The organism is Aggregatibacter segnis, assembly GCF_003130075.1.
GTDB classification, from domain to species: domain Bacteria; phylum Pseudomonadota; class Gammaproteobacteria; order Enterobacterales; family Pasteurellaceae; genus Aggregatibacter; species Aggregatibacter segnis_A.
In genome coordinates, this window is the sequence record NZ_NRCW01000009.1 from 51,166 (window position 1) to 66,739 (window position 15,574).

Below are 15,574 nucleotides of genomic sequence, written 5' to 3' on the forward strand. Positions count from 1 at the left end.
AAAGAGACATTTTTATGACAACTCAAGCACTCAGCGTCGTCATTTTGGCGGCCGGCAAAGGCACCCGCATGTATTCCGATTTACCCAAAGTATTACATCCGATTGCGGGCAAACCGATGGTAAAACACGTTATTGATACGGCGAAACAACTTGGCGCGCGCAATATTCATTTGGTTTACGGACACGGTGGCGATTTAATGCAACAGCGTTTGGCGGCTGAACCGGTGAATTGGGTTTTGCAAACAGAACAGCTCGGCACAGGCCATGCGATGCAACAGGCCGCTCCGTTTTTTGCTGATGATGAAAATATTGTCATGCTCTATGGTGATGCCCCGTTGATTACCAAAGGCACGTTGGAAAAGCTCATTGCTGCGAAACCGGAGAAAGGCATTGCGTTGCTGACCGTGGTGTTGGATAACCCAACCGGTTATGGTCGTATTTTGCGTGAAAACGGCAATGTCGTCGGTATCGTAGAACAAAAAGATGCAAATGCCGAACAACTCAACATTCAGGAAGTGAACACTGGTGTGATGGTGTCTGACGGCGCGTCTTTCAAAAAATGGCTGACCCAATTAGATAACAATAACGCCCAAGGCGAATATTACATGACCGACGTGATTGCCTTGGCGAATCGCGATGGCTGCCAAGTGGCGGCAGTGCAAGCAGCAGATTTAATGGAAGTGGAAGGCGCCAACAATCGCTTACAACTTTCTGCACTTGAACAATATTTCCAACAAAAACAAGCCCGTGAGTTATTACTTGCCGGCGTCATGTTACTCGAGCCGGCCAGTTTCAAACTGCGAGGTGAACTTGAGCATGGCAAAGACGTGGAAATTGACATGAACGTGATTTTAAACGGCAAAGTGCGGTTGGGAAATCGGGTGAAAATCGGTGCCGGCTGCGTGCTGACGAACTGTGATATCGGCGATGACGTGGAAATCAAACCGTATTCCGTACTGGAAGATGCTACCGTGGGTGCCAATGCGGCTATTGGTCCATTCTCTCGCTTACGCCCAGGTGCAGAACTGGCAGAAAACACCCATGTGGGTAACTTTGTGGAAATTAAAAAAGCACAAATCGGCAAAGGTTCTAAAGTGAACCACTTAACCTATGTGGGCGATGCGGAAATCGGTCAAAATTGTAATATCGGCGCAGGCGTGATTACCTGTAACTACGATGGTGCCAATAAATTTAAAACCACCATCGGTGATAACGTTTTTGTGGGCTCTGACAGTCAACTCATTGCGCCGGTAACAATTGAAAGCGGCGCGACGATTGGTGCCGGCTCCACCATTCGTCGTAACGTGAAACAAGATGAACTGGTGACTACCCGCGTGCCGCAAAAACACGTACAAGGTTGGGAAAGACCGAAGAAGAAATAAGTCAAATTGATTTCACGCTTCAAAGAGCAACATGGCTAGACTGTGTTGCTCTTTTTTATGGTATTTGAGGAATAAAGTGCGGTGGATTTTAACGGCATTTTCTCAGCAAATGTTTTTGACAACGTATACAATTCACAAAAGAAAACCACCTGAGATGGTGGTTTTGATAAAAAAGTGCGGTTAAAAATGTTGACGTTTCTAACCGCACTTTACCCTCGGGATGTGACCCATTGCATGAGAGACATTCATCTTCTCATGCACCGCTATTAAAACATTGGCAACCCATTGCTTTAGGCTGTCACCGAAATCCCTAGTAGAGAGTTTGTCGATCCTTCGACACATCTTTAGTGTACAAAAATGATATTGAAAAACAGGGAAGCCGATCACATTTTTGAACATTAATGTCTAAAAAAACAGCATTAAATGTCTCTTTTGTCCATATTGCCCCTTTCTTGTTGTACAACATTTGACGGTCTTATTTAGGGTGTTATACTCCCGCCACCCTAATTACAGAGAAGAATAAAATTATGATCAAAAAAGCAACGTTGACAGGTTTACTGTTATTTGGAATGTTTTTCGGCGCAGGAAATTTGATTTTTCCGCCAAGCCTAGGCGCCTTGTCCGGAGAGAATTTTTGGCAAGCGATTAGTGGATTTGTGTTGTCCGGGGTGGGCATCGCCATTCTCACCTTGGTGATTGGTGCGCTTAACCCGAAAGGTTATGTGTATGAAATTTCGATAAAAATTGCCCCTTGGTTTGCAACCTTATATTTAGTCGCGCTTTACCTTTCCATCGGGCCGTTCTTTGCGATTCCGCGTACGGCAACGGTGGCCTACGAAGTGGGTGTGGCACCTATGCTGCCTGCATCGTTTAGCGCTACCGGTTTGATTATTTTTACAGTGATTTATTTTATTGCGGCTTATTTGATTGCGTTAAATCCATCCAAAATTCTCGACAGTATCGGCCGTATTTTGACCCCAATTTTCGCCCTACTTATCGTATTGTTAGTCACATTAGGCTTTTTCCAATACGGTGATACGACGCCGTCTTCTGCCCTTGGAGACTATGCGACCTCTGCCTTTGGTACAGGATTTATTGAAGGGTATAACACCCTGGATGCCTTGGCTTCTGTAGCATTTAGCGTGGTGGCGGTACAAACCTTGAAGCAGCTCGGTTTCCAAAATAAACAGGAATATATTTCTACGGTGTGGCTGGTGAGTCTTGTGGTGGCGTTGGGCTTTAGCTTGCTGTATATCGGCTTGGCGTATTTGGGCAACCATTTCCCTGTGCCTGCGGATGTAATGGCATCTGACACAAATAAAGGCGTGTATATTCTTTCTCAAGCGACCCAAGCCATTTTCGGGACTAACGCGCAAATTTTCTTGGCCGTGATGGTGACCATGACTTGCTTTACGACGACGGCGGGTTTAATTGTTGCGGTTTCCGAGTTTTTCCGTGAGCGTTTCCCACAGTTGGGTTACAAAACCTACGCTACGCTGTTTACCTTGATTGGGTTCGGGATTGCGAACTTGGGTTTAGGCGCAATCATCCAATATTCCATTCCGGTCTTGTTAGTGCTCTATCCGATCACGATTGCCATTGTGTTGCTGATTATCGTGAATAAATTCGTTGCGTTATCCAAAATTGGTATGCAACTTACCATTGCGTTGGTGACGGCAATTTCTCTTGGAGGGGTCATTGCGGATCACTATCAATTAACGTGGTTAACGGATTTCCTTCACCATCTGCCGTTTGCTGAGTACTCGCTTTCTTGGCTTACCCCGGCACTGGTTGGTATCGGCTTATCTCTCGTGTTGCCTCAACGACAACGTAGTGAAACTTTTGAAATGGAATAATAGTGACGGCGAATCAAAAAGATTCGCCGTCTTTTTCTAAAAAACGTTTTTAAAACGGACCGCACTTTGGGCAATAGACTGAAAGTGCGGTCAGTTTTTTCTGTGTTTTTATTTTGCTTTTACTGCTGCAAATGTTGGAAAACGTTCCGTTCGAACTTCCCAACTGAATTTTCAATGTGGTTAATTTTCCCTTCGCACTCATTGCTGCAGTAACTCTGTGCTATGATAGTGCCATTCAAACTCAATGTTTTGATATGACAGAAAACGTCTTTTAGATACGATGAAAAGGGGAAAGTAAACACTTTCTAGTAACGTTTATGATGAAAAAGAAAAATCAAATTTTGGTGACATTGTCTGTGGTGGCGCTGTTAGGTGGCTGCTCGGAAGATGAAGTGCAACGTGATGTATACAACAGCTTAGATGATTGCGTTGCGGACTGGATTAGACCGGAATTATGCGAACAGGATAAATCTCAAAGCACAAACACGAGCCCTGTGGCAAATAATAATGGCAGTGTGGCGAACAGCGAAAATAACGCGGTTGTCGGCGACAATAATGCCACACCAACCACTACCGCCAGTGGTGATGAAGGCCCTTCTATCGGTAGCGCCATTGCCGGTGCGGCAGCAGGTTATATGATCGCTAAAGCCATGAGTGGTTTTCTAGGCCCGAGTTATAATCCCAATAATCGCGCCGTTTCAACACCAACCGGGCAAATTATTCGACCACAAGGCAACCATTCTGTGGGGAAACCGGTGTTGGTTAAGGGCGGTGCCGGCAGCGCGAACAGCAAACCGATTTCGCGCGGTGGGTTTAGTAGTAGTAACACCAGTAAAAGTGGCGGTGGTTAATCATGAAACGTATCACCGGTATTCCAACCCGTCCCGACATGGTGCAACAGCTGCTTGAGGTGGGCTTTGATTATTACAATCTGCCTTCTACCGATGGCTCGCATTATTGGTCGGACAATGTTGCCTACGAATTTACGTTGGCAGAAATTGACCACATTGAAGACGCCACTAACGAATTGCATGCCATGTGTATGGATTTCGTTGCCGATGAAGTGAAACAAGGCGATTATGAGCACTATCGCTTTACCGATTTACAAAAAAATCTGATCGAACAATCTTGGCGTGAAAACGCACCGCACTTATATGGCCGTTTTGATTTCGGTTATGACGGCAATAATCTCAAAATGTTTGAATATAACGCCGATACACCGACCTCTTTGCTGGAAGCGGCAGTGGTGCAATGGCAGTGGTTAGAGCAGGTGGAAGGCTTACCGAATCGTGATCAATTTAACTGGATTCATGAAGAATTGATTACCCGTTTTTCCGTGTTGCAACAGCAAAGCGGTAAAACCGGTTTCCATTTTGCTGCGATGGCGGATGCCGGACGGGAAGATTGGGGCAATTTAGATTATCTTGCGGATGTAGCCTATAACGCCGGTTGGCATATTCACCGCTTGACCATTGAAGACATCGGCTACGATAACGACACGCAACAATTTGTCGATCTCAACAATCAACCCATTGAAACGTTGTTCAAATTGTATCCGTTAGAATGGATGACGACCACCGAATATGCACCACATATGCTAAACAGCACCACACAATTTTTTGAACCAGCATGGAAATTGTTACTGAGCAATAAAGCCCTGCTCGCTAAATTGTGGCAAAAACACCCGAACCATCCGTATTTATTGCCAACCTATTTTAATCGACACGACATTACGGATCGCAACGCCATTTGGGTGAAAAAACCGTTATTAGGCCGTGAAGGGGCTAACGTGTTTTATTATGAAAAAAATAACGGCTTGGAGTTTGCCGCCAAAGGCAGTGAACATTCAAATTTCTATGCCAATGCCGGCTACATTTATCAGCAGAAATTTGAGTTACCGAATTTTGACGGAATGTATCCGGTCATCGGTTCTTGGGTGGTGGGCGATGTGGCATGCGGCATGGGCTTGCGTGAAGATTTCACCGCCGTCACCGGCAACGACAGCCATTTTATTCCTCATTATTTTGTGGAATAGAACGGCTTAGTCGTGTTTCACATACACATCAAAGCGGTGAGTCTTCGTTTCGCGTGAAAAGTGCGGTGCTTTTTGCGCGAGAAAATCAGCATAGTCAGGGCGTTTTACCACGACGCGTTGACGGGCGAGTTGGAGTGCGGGCGCAAGCAGTTCGTCCGCATCTAAATCGGCACCGACCAAATGTTGAAACACACGCATTTCTTTCTTCACCAAAGCGCTTTTGGCTTTGTGTGGGTACATCGGGTCGAGATACACTACATCCGCGAAATCCGTTTCAGGATCCAGTTGATTGATGTGTTGATAAGGCAACAGTTGCATATTTTGTTGCATCCACGGACCGATTTCTTCGTCGGCATAAGCACGTTGCAAGCCATCTTGTAATAACAAACGAACAACCGGGTGGCGTTCAACCAGTTTCACTTGGCAGCCAAGTGACGCCAATACAAAGGCATCACGCCCTAAACCTGCCGTGGCGTCAATCACCGTCGGTAAATTATCTTGTTTAATGCCCACCGCTTTTGCTACCGCTTCACCGCGTCCACCGCCAAATTTGCGGCGATGTGCCATGGTGCCGCCGACAAAATCCACAAATACCGCGCCCAGTTTCGGCTCGTCTAATTTGCGTAATTCCAAGCGTTCTATGCCTTTCGCTTCTGTCCATACTAACGCCAACGGGCTGTTCGGATCGTGCGTTAAGCCGGTTTCGGCAAAAAGTGCGGTAGGATTTTGCGGTGTTTGGGTTTCGCAGAGCAGTTGGATGTTCATGTTTATCCCTTTCTCACTAACCAAACGCCTGCTTCCATGTGTTCCGTGTAAGGAAACTGATCGAACAAGGCGGCTTTTTCAATGCGATGGGTTTGGCTGAGTGTTTTCAGGTTGTCGCATAGCGTATGCGGATTGCAGGAAATATACAAAATGCGCTCATATTGTTGCACCAATTTAACGGTTTCCGCATCTAAGCCGGCACGTGGCGGATCAACGAAAATGGTATTGCATTCATAGGCTTTCAAATCAATGCCTTTTAAGCGATTAAATTCGCGTACGCTCTGCATAGCTTGCGTGAATTCTTCCGCTGACATTCGGATGATTTGTAAATTGTTTATCTGATTCGCTGCGATGTTAAATTGCGCGGCGGCGACCGAAGGCTTAGCAATTTCTGTGGCTAACACTTTACGGAAATTTTGAGCCAGCGCGATAGAAAAATTGCCGTTGCCGCAATAAAGCTCCAATAAATCCCCGTGGCTATTGCGGGTGCAATCCACCGCCCATTCCAACATTTTGCTATTCACTGTCGCATTCGGTTGCGTGAAGCTATTTTCCACTTGGCGATAAATGTAGTCTTTGCCGTGCACGCATAAGATTTCATCCACATAATCTTGCTCCAGACAAGTTTTTTGTTTGCTGGCACGTCCGATAATTTGCACGTTAAAACCTTGCTGTTGGAGTTGTGAACGCAAGGTTTGCGCCGCGGTTTGCCACTCTTTACCTAAGGTTTTGTGATACAACAAACTGACGATAATCTGTTGGCTTTGGGTGCTTAAATAATCGATTTGGAACAATCTGTGGTGTAATGCTTTTTGCTGTTTTAACAACGGTAACAATGCCGTCATCATTCGATTAATCAGTTCGCTGGCGATAGGAAAATTATCCACCCGATAAAGTTGTTTGCTCTGTTGGTCGAACATGATGTGGTAGAAATCATCGCCTTCGTGCCAAATACGAAATTCTGCCCGCATGCGGAAATGTTGTGTAGGCGAGGCGAACACCTGCAAATCAGGCGCGTCAAATGGCGATAAAAGTGCGGTCAGTTTTTGCTGCTTTTCTGCGAGCAATTCGGCGTAACGATCAACGGGTAAATTAAGCATAGCATTCATGGAATTGGCGGTCGTAAAAACAAAAGGCTCGGAATCCCAAGCCTTCTGATTGTTGTTTAAGTGATTAGTCTGCCGAGTAGTCGTCCAGATTATCCACGCCAACCACGCCGGATAAGGTGTAAAGGCGTTTGTTGGTGGAAATACGGCTGCGATATTTATTCCACGTTTTCTCGAAGAAAGTTTCCGCTGCACGTTCACCGCGACAGAAAGCCACGAAGTCTTTCTCTTCTTTGGTTGACGGCTTACGTTCGCCTGAATCTAATGCGCGGAAGGCTTGTCCGTATTGTTCTAAAGCTTGTGCTTCTTTGATGGTGTAATCACCGTGACGGGCAAAGCCGCGCGGATAGTTTTTGTCGTCAAAAAAACGACGGGTTACGCTAAAACTCTCAGCCATATAATCCTCTAAAATAGGTATCGAAAATAAAAATCGGCAGGCATTAAACCAATTTTTGTTTATTTTTGCAATAAACCTTTTACGGTTTCGACGTATTCGGTCACAAAAGTGTTTTCATCATGCGCCAACCCTTCCATGTTTACACGGTATTTACCGTTTACATAGAAATCCGGCACACCACGCACTTGGTATTTTTCCACTAACTGTTGCTGTTTGGTGACTAAACCGTTTACGGCGAAGCTATTGATACCGCCGTCAAATTGTTCGGCAGAGACACCGTTATCAATAAAAATTTGGCGAATGTCGTTCATAGAACTCAATGTATTGGCTTGTGCCGCTTTAAATAATGGCAGTTTGACTTTTTCTTCCGCTTTAATTGCAATAGCTAATGCCCAAGCGCGCGTGAGGTTTTCAGATTGGCGACCTAAAAAATCCACGTGATATTGCTTGAATGGCGTGCCTTCCGGCAGGCTCTCACTAATTTTTTGTGGAATGTGAAATTGGGTTTCAAAGTAATAGCAATGCGGGCAATAAAAAGAGAAAAACTCTAATACTTCCGGTTGTGCAGTGTGTTGTTGTCCTTCTACCACAACATACTGTTTACCTTCCGTTAAGTCAGCCGCTTGAACAGAAACAGATAGCGCTGCTGTCAGCGCTAAAAATAGCCATTTTTTCATTTGTTATCCTTAATAATCAATTTATTTAATAATACCGCGCGCTTTTAATAACGCAGTTTTAAAGTCTTCTTCGTAATCTTTTTTAATGCCGGGAATTGGCTCGAATTTATCTTTGCCGACCATTTTCAGGTGGTAAATGATGACTTCATCAGATAATTCTGCGAGCGGTTTATCAAATCCGGTTTCGTCGGCAATTTTTTGCATAATTTGCATTAATGATAAATCGGGGTCTTTAGACCAGTAAGGTTGTAAAAGTTCCAACACTTCATTCAGGCGATGACATTTCATACGCATTTCCTTATTATTGTGAGATAAACGGGCGGGATCATACTTGAATTAACTTCATAAGAAAACAAAGAAGCATGACAATTTCAATTAGCGCAGTCATTTTAGCCGGCGGGCAAGCAAAACGCATGGGCGGTGTCGATAAAGGCTTGCAGCCCCTGCAGGGAAAACCGCTATTTCAATTTATTTATGATCGCCTGCATTCGCAGGTGGAACATATTTCTGTTAACGCCAATCGCAATCAGGCTATTTATGCTGCCGCCGGATTGCCGGTGTTTGGCGATAAGATTGAAGGCTTTCAAGGGCCGTTAAGTGGGATTCTGACCGCGCTGGAACGATCTGAGACGGATTTTGTCTTATTTGTGCCTTGTGATAGCCCCTTCTTCCCAGACAATTTACTGGAAAAATTAAAAAGTGCGGTGGATTTTCACGGCGTTTCTATTGCGTATGTGCATGATGGCGAGCGTGAACATCCTACGTTTTGTTTAATGGCATGTGGTCTAAAAGATAAACTTGCGGCTTATTTGGCTGCCGGCGATCGTAGAATGTTGCAGTTTATGCGCCAAAACGGGGCGGTGAGTGTGGATTTCTCAGAAAATAAGGCAGCGTTTACCAATATCAACACATTGGATGAGTTACAGCAGTTTAACGTGCAATCCTCGTGAGCTATTTATTGCGCACCGCAGAAACAGTATAATGAGCGCCACGCTTGAGTTAGTTTGTTTTCTTCCACCGAAATTCAAGGATTTTTATGATTAAGAAACTTTCCATTCTTTTCCTAGCCTCTTTATTGAGCGCTTGCTCCCTTTCCTCGTATGTGCCTTTCATGGGCGACAAAAAAACGGTCATTGACTTAGACGAAGATAAAATTGACCAAAAATCTTACGCCACCGCGTATGAGGCTACGGTCGCAACCTACCAAGGGCGCGTGCACAGCGATTTTAATGTGAATTCTTTCGCCAGTGGCGCCAATGATTGGTATTTAGGTCGAATTCTTGTTCCTGTTGAACAAATCAAAGAAAGACTGTATAGCCCGCAAGGTCAGGATTCCGATGTTTATGCCTACTACAGCGGCGTTGTACATGCCTCTGCGTTGCAAAATAATTTTGGCAAACTGAATGCCAAATGCTGGAGCCGCATTGATACACCGAGCGTGACCCAAGGTATTTATGACGCCATGTTAGATTTGAAAAAAGACAAAGTGCGGTCTGAAAATGACGAATATATCGTGCAAGGTTCCGAGCAATTACTCAAATTATGCACCGGAAAATAATTTACAAAACTGTCGGTTTTTACCGGCAGTTTTTTGTATTTTAAATCTTAGCTGAAAGGTTTTTGCATTATTCAGCACCCCATTTATACCCTCGTAGAAACAAGGAGACAGAATGTTTAATTTACCTGAAAGTAACATTCATTTGGCGGCGAGTGCCGATAATAAACAACAAGCCATTACGCTGGCGGCAAACGCACTAGAGCAGGCCGGTTATGTGGAAAGCGGTTATTTACAAGGCATGCTAGGGCGCGAGCAACAAACATCAACGTTTTTAGGCAATGGCATCGCCATTCCGCACGGCACGTTAGAAACCCGTAGTATGGTGAAAGATACCGGCGTGCAGATTTTCCAGTTTCCACAAGGGATTGAATGGGGCGAAGGCAATATTGCTTATGTGGTGATCGGTATTGCGGCGCGTTCTGACGAACATTTGGCATTATTGCGTCAACTGACTCACGTGCTCGGCGATGAAGACACGGCAGAAAAATTAGCCACGCTCACCGATGTGAAAAAATTCCGCGCCATTTTAATGGGTGAAGCGGACGAATTTAATGTGGTTGATGAAAACATCAGCTTAGATGTGGACACCAGCAGTTTGCTTACCTTAATCGCCATTAACGCCGGCAAATTAGAACAACAAAGTGCGGTCAATCATCAGTACGTTTCGGAAGTCATTGCCAATCCGGCATTGCCGTTAGCGCAAGGCTTATGGGTGACTGATGCCGCCGTAGGAAACCAAAAGAATGGGATGGCGTTCAGTCGCGCAAAACAGGCGTTTAATTTGAATAATAAAATTGTGCATGGCGTGGTGACGGTTGCTTATGCCAACGAGCAAATTGACGAAACTTTAGCCCGTCTGTTAGATGCCAAGGTACAGCAAATCTTGTTAAACGGCGACAACGCACAGATTGCTGCAGCATTAAACGGCAAGCCGATTCCGCAAGCTGCGACACAGGCGACATCAACTGCGTCTGCCGTGCCGTCTGTGGCTGCCGGCAGCGTTGTCGGCACCTTTACTATTCGTAACGAGCACGGTTTACACGCCCGTCCAAGCGCCATTTTGGTTAACGAAGTGAAAAAATTCGCGTCTAAAATTACCGTGGAAAACCTCACTCGAGCCAGTGCACCGGTGAGCGCTAAGAGCCTGATGAAAATTGTCGCCTTGGGCGTGACCCAGGGGCATCGTTTGCGTTTTGTGGCGGAGGGCGATGATGCACAAGCTGCAGTTGAAGCTATTGGTAAGGTGATTGCGTCAGGGCTTGGCGAAACTATTTCTGCGGTACCACCAAGCGAACCGGACAGCATTGAAGTGATGGAGCAAGTTGTGCCGGCAATTTCCACGCCAAGTGGTGAAAGTGCGGTGGAAAATCCGAGTGAATCCGTGGAAGGCATTTTCGAAGTAAAAAATGAACATGGATTGCATGCGCGCCCAGCAGCGATTCTCGTCAGTGAAGTAAAAAAATATAACGCCAATATTGCCGTACAAAATCTTGATCGCGATACACCGTTGGTCAGTGCAAAAAGTCTGATGAAAGTGGTGGCGTTAGGGGTAGTGAAAGGCCATCGTTTGCGTTTTGTCGCCAGTGGCGAGCAAGCGCAACAAGCTATTGAGGGTATCGGTGCAGTAATTAACGCAGGATTAGGGGAATAATGATGGCAAAAGTCGCAACTATCACTTTAAACGCCGCTTATGACTTGGTCGGGCGTTTAAAACGTATCGAATTGGGCGAAGTCAACACCGTGGAAACCCTCGGGCTTTTTCCTGCAGGTAAAGGCATTAACGTGGCGAAAGTGTTAAAAGATTTAGGCGTTGATGTCACGGTGGGCGGTTTTCTTGGTGAAGATAACCAAGGGGATTTTGTCACCTTATTCGACAAACTGGGATTACAAGACAAATTCCAACGCGTGCCGGGCAGAACCCGAATCAACGTAAAAATTACCGAAACCGACGCGGATGTTACCGATTTAAACTTTTTAGGCTATGAAATCAGTGAAAGTGCGTGGCAACAATTTGTGGCGGATTCTCTTGCGTATTGCAAATCCTTCGACATCGTTGCCGTGTGCGGTAGTTTACCGCGTGGCGTGACGCCGGACTTGTTCGCCGATTGGCTAAAACAACTCCATCAGGCGGGTATAAAAGTCGTGTTAGACAGCAGTAATGCAGCGCTAACTGCGGGCTTGAGCGCACAACCTTGGTTGGTGAAACCCAACCACCGCGAATTAGAAGCCTGGGTGGGTTATACCTTAAATTCACTAGAAGAAATTGTGTCTGCTGCCAAAAAATTAAAAGCGCAAGGCATTGCCAATGTGATTATTTCCATGGGCGCTCAAGGTTCCGTTTGGTTAAGTGACGAGGCTGTGATCCAAGCTCAACCGCCAAAATGCAAAAACGTGGTGAGTACCGTCGGTGCCGGCGATTCTATGGTGGCTGGCTTGATTTACGGCTTAATCAACGGCTTTTCACAGCAAGAAACCTTGGCTTTTGCCAGTGCGGTGTCCGCTTTTGCCGTGTCGCAAAGTAACGTGGGCATTTCTGACCGCACTTTGCTTGAACCAATTTTAAACAATGTCAACATTACTGTCATTGAGGGATAATCTTATGCATATTTATTTAACCCCAACCGCCAACTTCGGTCATGCAAAGGCCTTTTTGTTGCGTGAAATGCTAAGCAAAGCCGCGCAAGCGCAACATCAAATCGTGGACAGTGCCGAGGCGGCGGATTTGATCATCGTTTTGGGAAATGTTTTACCCAATAATGCCGGATTTAATGGCAAAAAAGTGTTTTTGGCAAAAATTGACGAACATTTCAACGCACCCGAAAACTTGTTAGACACGGCCATTCAACAGGCGCAGGATTATGTTCCGCCTGCTGAAAGTGCGGTCGTTTCTAACGATAAAATGAAAAATATTGTGGCGGTGACCGCTTGCCCGACAGGCGTAGCGCATACGTTCATGTCTGCCGAAGCTATCGAAACCTACGCCAAACAACAAGGCTGGCAGGTGAAAGTGGAAACCCGCGGACAAGTGGGTGCGGGCAATGAAATCACGGCAGAAGAAGTGGCGGCAGCCGATTTGGTGTTTGTGGCGGCGGATATTGACGTGCCGTTAGATAAATTCAAAGGCAAATTAATGTATCGCACCTCCACGGGGCTTGCGCTGAAGAAAACCGCGCAAGAATTTGATAAAGCCTTTAAAGAAGCCAAAATTTACGAAGGCGGCGCAACGTCTGCGGCGAAAGCCGAAGAGCGCGGCGAGAAAAAAGGCGTCTATAAGCATCTGATGACAGGTGTATCGCACATGTTGCCGTTGGTGGTGGCAGGCGGTTTGCTTATCGCTATTTCCTTTATGTTCGGTATTGAAGCGTTCAAAGACGAAAACATCGCGGGTGGCTTGCCGAAAGCCTTAATGGATATCGGTGGTGGCGCGGCGTTCCACTTAATGATCGCAGTGTTCGCCGGTTATGTGGCGTTCTCCATCGCCGACCGTCCGGGACTTGCCGTGGGGTTAATTGGCGGGATGTTGGCGACGACCGCAGGCGCGGGGATTTTAGGTGGCATTATCGCCGGCTTCCTTGCGGGGTATGTGGTGAAAGGACTTAATGATGTGATTAAATTACCACCAAGCCTGATGTCCCTTAAACCGATCTTAATTTTGCCGTTATTGGGGTCTTTCATTGTCGGCTTAGCCATGATTTATCTCATTAACCCGCCTGTTGCGAAAATCATGACGGCGTTGAGTGAATGGCTAAAATCCATGGGCGATGTGAATGCCATGGTGCTTGGCGTGATTATCGGCACCATGATGTGTATCGACATGGGTGGTCCGATAAACAAAGCGGCTTATACCTTCTCCGTGGGCATGATCGCCTCTCAGGTTTACACTCCAATGGCAGCGGCAATGGCAGCAGGCATGGTGCCACCGATCGGTATGGCAATCGCCACGTGGTTAGCGCGCAGTAAATTCACTTCCAATCAACGTGATGCGGGTAAAGCCTCTTTCGTGCTTGGTTTCTGTTTTATCTCCGAAGGGGCATTGCCATTTGTGGCGGCAGATCCGCTCCGTGTGATTATCAGCAGTGTGCTAGGTGGTGCGACTGCAGGCGCCATTTCCATGAGTTTAGGCATTGCATTACAAGCGCCACACGGTGGCTTATTTGTGGTGCCGTTTGTTTCTGAGCCGTTGATGTATCTTGCGGCTATCGCCATAGGTTCCGTCGTCACCGGTGTGATTTATGCGGTGATTAAACCAAAGGCGGAAGCATAAAGTGGAATAAAGTGCGGTGGATTTTCACCGCATTTTTTACCTTATGAGGAAATACTATGCCATTTAGTGAAGAGGAAAAACGTAGCCTTTTATCTCAAAAAGGTATCGGCGCAACAATCTTAAAGCGTTTGGAAGAAATGGGATTAGATGACGTCAAAATACTGGCGGTGACCAGCCCTGATTTTATTCTCCAAAGAGGTGCTGAAATCACGGGTTCAACCTGTTGGCGCAATAGCCCACAAGCTCGAAAAGCCATTGAAACAGCGGTGAATTGGGCAAAAGTGATGTCTCAAAAATAACCTCATTTTAAACGAGACAGAGACATTTTATTGACGAAAGATAGTTATGGATATCGCATTTATTCTTGGTAGCAAAATTGTTGAGCTCACGCTCATTGTCTTAATGGGTTATGGGTTGGTAAAAGCCAAATTACTGAAATCAGAAGACAGTAAGCCATTGTCTATTATCGGTTTGTATATTATTAGCCCTGCCGTCATGATTGAGGCCTTCCAGATTTCGTATACACCGGAAATTCTAGAGGGATTAATGCTGTCTTTTGGTATGGCAGTGTTTTTACATGGCATGCTGGTGATTATCGGTACGGTGTTAAAGAGAACGCTGAAATTGGATCCTATCGAGCATGCGGCATCGATTTATGCCAATTCAGGTAATTTAATTATTCCGTTGGTGATGGGATTGTTCGGTAAAGAATGGGTGGTTTACGCCAGTTGTTTTATTATCGTGCAAACGTTTATGTTTTGGACACACTGTCGCCTGATTATTGCCGGAAAGGGCAATTTAACGCTGAAAACAGTGCTAAAAAATATCAACATTTGGTCGATCATGATGGGTTTAGTGATGTTTGCCTTGCAAATTAAACTGCCAGATACCATCAATGGTACGTTGTCTTCCGTCGGGATGTTTATTGGTCCGAATGCCATGTTGATTGCGGGCATGCTGATTGCTTCTATTCCACTGCGAGCTCTTTTTTCGTCTAAACGAATTTATTTGGTGACGTTTCTGCGTTTGTTAGTGATTCCGCTGTTTTTAATGGTTGTCGTTAAACTTTGCGGCTTTTCAGGTTGGGTACAAAACGGTGAAACGATCGCTTTGATTAGTTTCCTTGCGACAACGAGCCCGGCGGCTTCGACGGTCACGCAAATGGCGTTAATTTTTGGGAATAATCCGCAAAAAGCCAGTGCTATTTATGGGGTTACTACTCTCCTTTGTATGTTTAGTATGCCCTTTATTATTGCGTTGTATCAGTTGTGGTAAAAAGTGCGGTGGATTTTGAGGATGTTTTAAAAACACGCGGTATTATGTAGCAGTTGCACAAAGATTTAACCGATTAAAAACCTTAAAATCCCTATTGAAATTTTAACTCGATAGGGATTTTTATTATGGCACAGAAGCTACTGAAACACGAGTTAGTGGAACGCCTATTAAAGCTAAAAGAAAAGCAAGATGAGCTGACGGTGCAAATGCAGTGTTTGTCACAAGAGATTAACGCATTAGCTCAACCTTATATGCCGAA

The 15,574-nt window shown here is 45.6% G+C and carries 16 protein-coding genes; 11 read left to right on the forward strand and 5 right to left on the reverse strand.

Annotated features, from left to right (window positions below; translation table 11 throughout):
• Nucleotides 1-14 precede the first annotated feature (14 nt).
• The 4 genes from glmU (at nucleotide 15) to DK415_RS08910 (ending at nucleotide 5,273) form a co-directional block, all read left to right on the forward strand.
• Nucleotides 15-1,382, forward strand: a complete 1,368-nt coding sequence (gene glmU / locus DK415_RS08890) for a bifunctional UDP-N-acetylglucosamine diphosphorylase/glucosamine-1-phosphate N-acetyltransferase GlmU (protein ID WP_109433324.1) — start codon at nucleotides 15-17, stop codon at nucleotides 1,380-1,382.
• A 527-nt stretch (nucleotides 1,383-1,909) separates the two neighbouring features.
• Nucleotides 1,910-3,238, forward strand: coding sequence for a branched-chain amino acid transport system II carrier protein (gene brnQ / locus DK415_RS08900; RefSeq protein ID WP_109433326.1), 1,329 nt, complete (start codon nucleotides 1,910-1,912; stop codon nucleotides 3,236-3,238).
• Nucleotides 3,239-3,558: 320 nt separating this feature from the next.
• Nucleotides 3,559-4,089, forward strand: coding sequence for a DUF1190 domain-containing protein (locus tag DK415_RS08905; protein WP_162540483.1), 531 nt, complete (start codon nucleotides 3,559-3,561; stop codon nucleotides 4,087-4,089).
• 2 nt (nucleotides 4,090-4,091) lie between these two features.
• On the forward strand, nucleotides 4,092-5,273 hold the full coding sequence (locus DK415_RS08910; RefSeq protein WP_109433328.1) for a glutathionylspermidine synthase family protein: 1,182 nt from the start codon (nucleotides 4,092-4,094) through the stop codon (nucleotides 5,271-5,273).
• Between the two features lie 6 nt (nucleotides 5,274-5,279).
• On the opposite strand, the gene DK415_RS08915 is transcribed toward DK415_RS08910, so the two are convergent.
• The 5 genes from DK415_RS08915 to DK415_RS08935 form a co-directional block, all read right to left on the reverse strand.
• Nucleotides 5,280-6,038, reverse strand: coding sequence for a class I SAM-dependent methyltransferase (locus tag DK415_RS08915; RefSeq protein WP_109433329.1), 759 nt, complete (start codon nucleotides 6,036-6,038; stop codon nucleotides 5,280-5,282).
• A gap of 2 nt (nucleotides 6,039-6,040) precedes the next feature.
• On the reverse strand, nucleotides 6,041-7,138 hold the full coding sequence (trmA, locus tag DK415_RS08920; protein ID WP_109433341.1) for a tRNA (uridine(54)-C5)-methyltransferase TrmA: 1,098 nt from the start codon (nucleotides 7,136-7,138) through the stop codon (nucleotides 6,041-6,043).
• 73 nt (nucleotides 7,139-7,211) lie between these two features.
• Nucleotides 7,212-7,541: a MaoP family protein gene (locus DK415_RS08925; RefSeq protein WP_109433330.1), complete on the reverse strand. Its 330-nt coding sequence runs from the start codon at nucleotides 7,539-7,541 to the stop codon at nucleotides 7,212-7,214.
• A gap of 59 nt (nucleotides 7,542-7,600) precedes the next feature.
• The gene (dsbA, locus tag DK415_RS08930) at nucleotides 7,601-8,218 is read right to left on the reverse strand and encodes a thiol:disulfide interchange protein DsbA (protein WP_109433331.1); all 618 of its coding nucleotides are present in this window, start codon (nucleotides 8,216-8,218) and stop codon (nucleotides 7,601-7,603) included.
• 21 nt (nucleotides 8,219-8,239) lie between these two features.
• A complete protein-coding gene (locus DK415_RS08935) occupies nucleotides 8,240-8,506 on the reverse strand; it encodes a YihD family protein (RefSeq protein ID WP_109433332.1) in 267 nt (88 codons plus the stop codon).
• 74 nt (nucleotides 8,507-8,580) lie between these two features.
• Here DK415_RS08935 and mobA point away from each other — a divergent pair, with 74 nt between their 5' ends.
• The 7 genes from mobA to DK415_RS08970 all read left to right on the forward strand — a co-directional run bounded on the left by mobA (nucleotide 8,581) and on the right by DK415_RS08970 (nucleotide 15,315).
• The gene (mobA, locus tag DK415_RS08940; RefSeq protein ID WP_109433333.1) at nucleotides 8,581-9,168 is read left to right on the forward strand and encodes a molybdenum cofactor guanylyltransferase MobA; all 588 of its coding nucleotides are present in this window, start codon (nucleotides 8,581-8,583) and stop codon (nucleotides 9,166-9,168) included.
• Nucleotides 9,169-9,254: 86 nt separating this feature from the next.
• Entirely contained in the window at nucleotides 9,255-9,776 is a 522-nt protein-coding gene (locus DK415_RS08945; protein WP_109433334.1) for a hypothetical protein, read from the forward strand.
• Nucleotides 9,777-9,888: 112 nt separating this feature from the next.
• Nucleotides 9,889-11,427 carry a fused PTS fructose transporter subunit IIA/HPr protein gene (fruB, locus tag DK415_RS08950; protein ID WP_109433335.1) on the forward strand — a complete coding sequence of 513 codons (1,539 nt, stop codon included), beginning with the start codon at nucleotides 9,889-9,891 and terminating at the stop codon, nucleotides 11,425-11,427.
• 2 nt (nucleotides 11,428-11,429) lie between these two features.
• Entirely contained in the window at nucleotides 11,430-12,371 is a 942-nt protein-coding gene (gene fruK, locus DK415_RS08955) for a 1-phosphofructokinase (protein WP_109433336.1), read from the forward strand.
• Between the two features lie 4 nt (nucleotides 12,372-12,375).
• The gene (locus DK415_RS08960) at nucleotides 12,376-14,040 is read left to right on the forward strand and encodes a fructose-specific PTS transporter subunit EIIC (RefSeq protein WP_109433337.1); all 1,665 of its coding nucleotides are present in this window, start codon (nucleotides 12,376-12,378) and stop codon (nucleotides 14,038-14,040) included.
• 56 nt (nucleotides 14,041-14,096) lie between these two features.
• Entirely contained in the window at nucleotides 14,097-14,339 is a 243-nt protein-coding gene (locus DK415_RS08965) for a recombinase RecA (RefSeq protein ID WP_109433338.1), read from the forward strand.
• A 46-nt stretch (nucleotides 14,340-14,385) separates the two neighbouring features.
• Nucleotides 14,386-15,315, forward strand: a complete 930-nt coding sequence (locus DK415_RS08970; RefSeq protein WP_109433339.1) for an AEC family transporter — start codon at nucleotides 14,386-14,388, stop codon at nucleotides 15,313-15,315.
• Nucleotides 15,316-15,574: the final 259 nt, after the last annotated feature.

Bases quoted from the DNA above. Each gene is read 5' to 3' on its own strand.
- DK415_RS08925 (WP_109433330.1), bottom strand. From the start codon at position 7,541: ATGGCTGAGAGTTTTAGCGTAACCCGTCGTTTTTTTGACGACAAAAAC.
- DK415_RS08935 (WP_109433332.1), bottom strand. From the start codon at position 8,506: ATGAAATGTCATCGCCTGAATGAAGTGTTGGAACTTTTACAACCTTAC.
- DK415_RS08970 (WP_109433339.1), top strand. From the start codon at position 14,386: ATGGATATCGCATTTATTCTTGGTAGCAAAATTGTTGAGCTCACGCTC.
- DK415_RS08945 (WP_109433334.1), top strand. From the start codon at position 9,255: ATGATTAAGAAACTTTCCATTCTTTTCCTAGCCTCTTTATTGAGCGCT.
- trmA (WP_109433341.1), bottom strand. From the start codon at position 7,138: ATGCTTAATTTACCCGTTGATCGTTACGCCGAATTGCTCGCAGAAAAG.
- fruB (WP_109433335.1), top strand. From the start codon at position 9,889: ATGTTTAATTTACCTGAAAGTAACATTCATTTGGCGGCGAGTGCCGAT.
- dsbA (WP_109433331.1), bottom strand. From the start codon at position 8,218: ATGAAAAAATGGCTATTTTTAGCGCTGACAGCAGCGCTATCTGTTTCT.
- DK415_RS08910 (WP_109433328.1), top strand. From the start codon at position 4,092: ATGAAACGTATCACCGGTATTCCAACCCGTCCCGACATGGTGCAACAG.
- brnQ (WP_109433326.1), top strand. From the start codon at position 1,910: ATGATCAAAAAAGCAACGTTGACAGGTTTACTGTTATTTGGAATGTTT.
- DK415_RS08905 (WP_162540483.1), top strand. From the start codon at position 3,559: ATGAAAAAGAAAAATCAAATTTTGGTGACATTGTCTGTGGTGGCGCTG.
- mobA (WP_109433333.1), top strand. From the start codon at position 8,581: ATGACAATTTCAATTAGCGCAGTCATTTTAGCCGGCGGGCAAGCAAAA.
- DK415_RS08915 (WP_109433329.1), bottom strand. From the start codon at position 6,038: ATGAACATCCAACTGCTCTGCGAAACCCAAACACCGCAAAATCCTACC.
- DK415_RS08965 (WP_109433338.1), top strand. From the start codon at position 14,097: ATGCCATTTAGTGAAGAGGAAAAACGTAGCCTTTTATCTCAAAAAGGT.
- fruK (WP_109433336.1), top strand. From the start codon at position 11,430: ATGGCAAAAGTCGCAACTATCACTTTAAACGCCGCTTATGACTTGGTC.
- DK415_RS08960 (WP_109433337.1), top strand. From the start codon at position 12,376: ATGCATATTTATTTAACCCCAACCGCCAACTTCGGTCATGCAAAGGCC.
- glmU (WP_109433324.1), top strand. From the start codon at position 15: ATGACAACTCAAGCACTCAGCGTCGTCATTTTGGCGGCCGGCAAAGGC.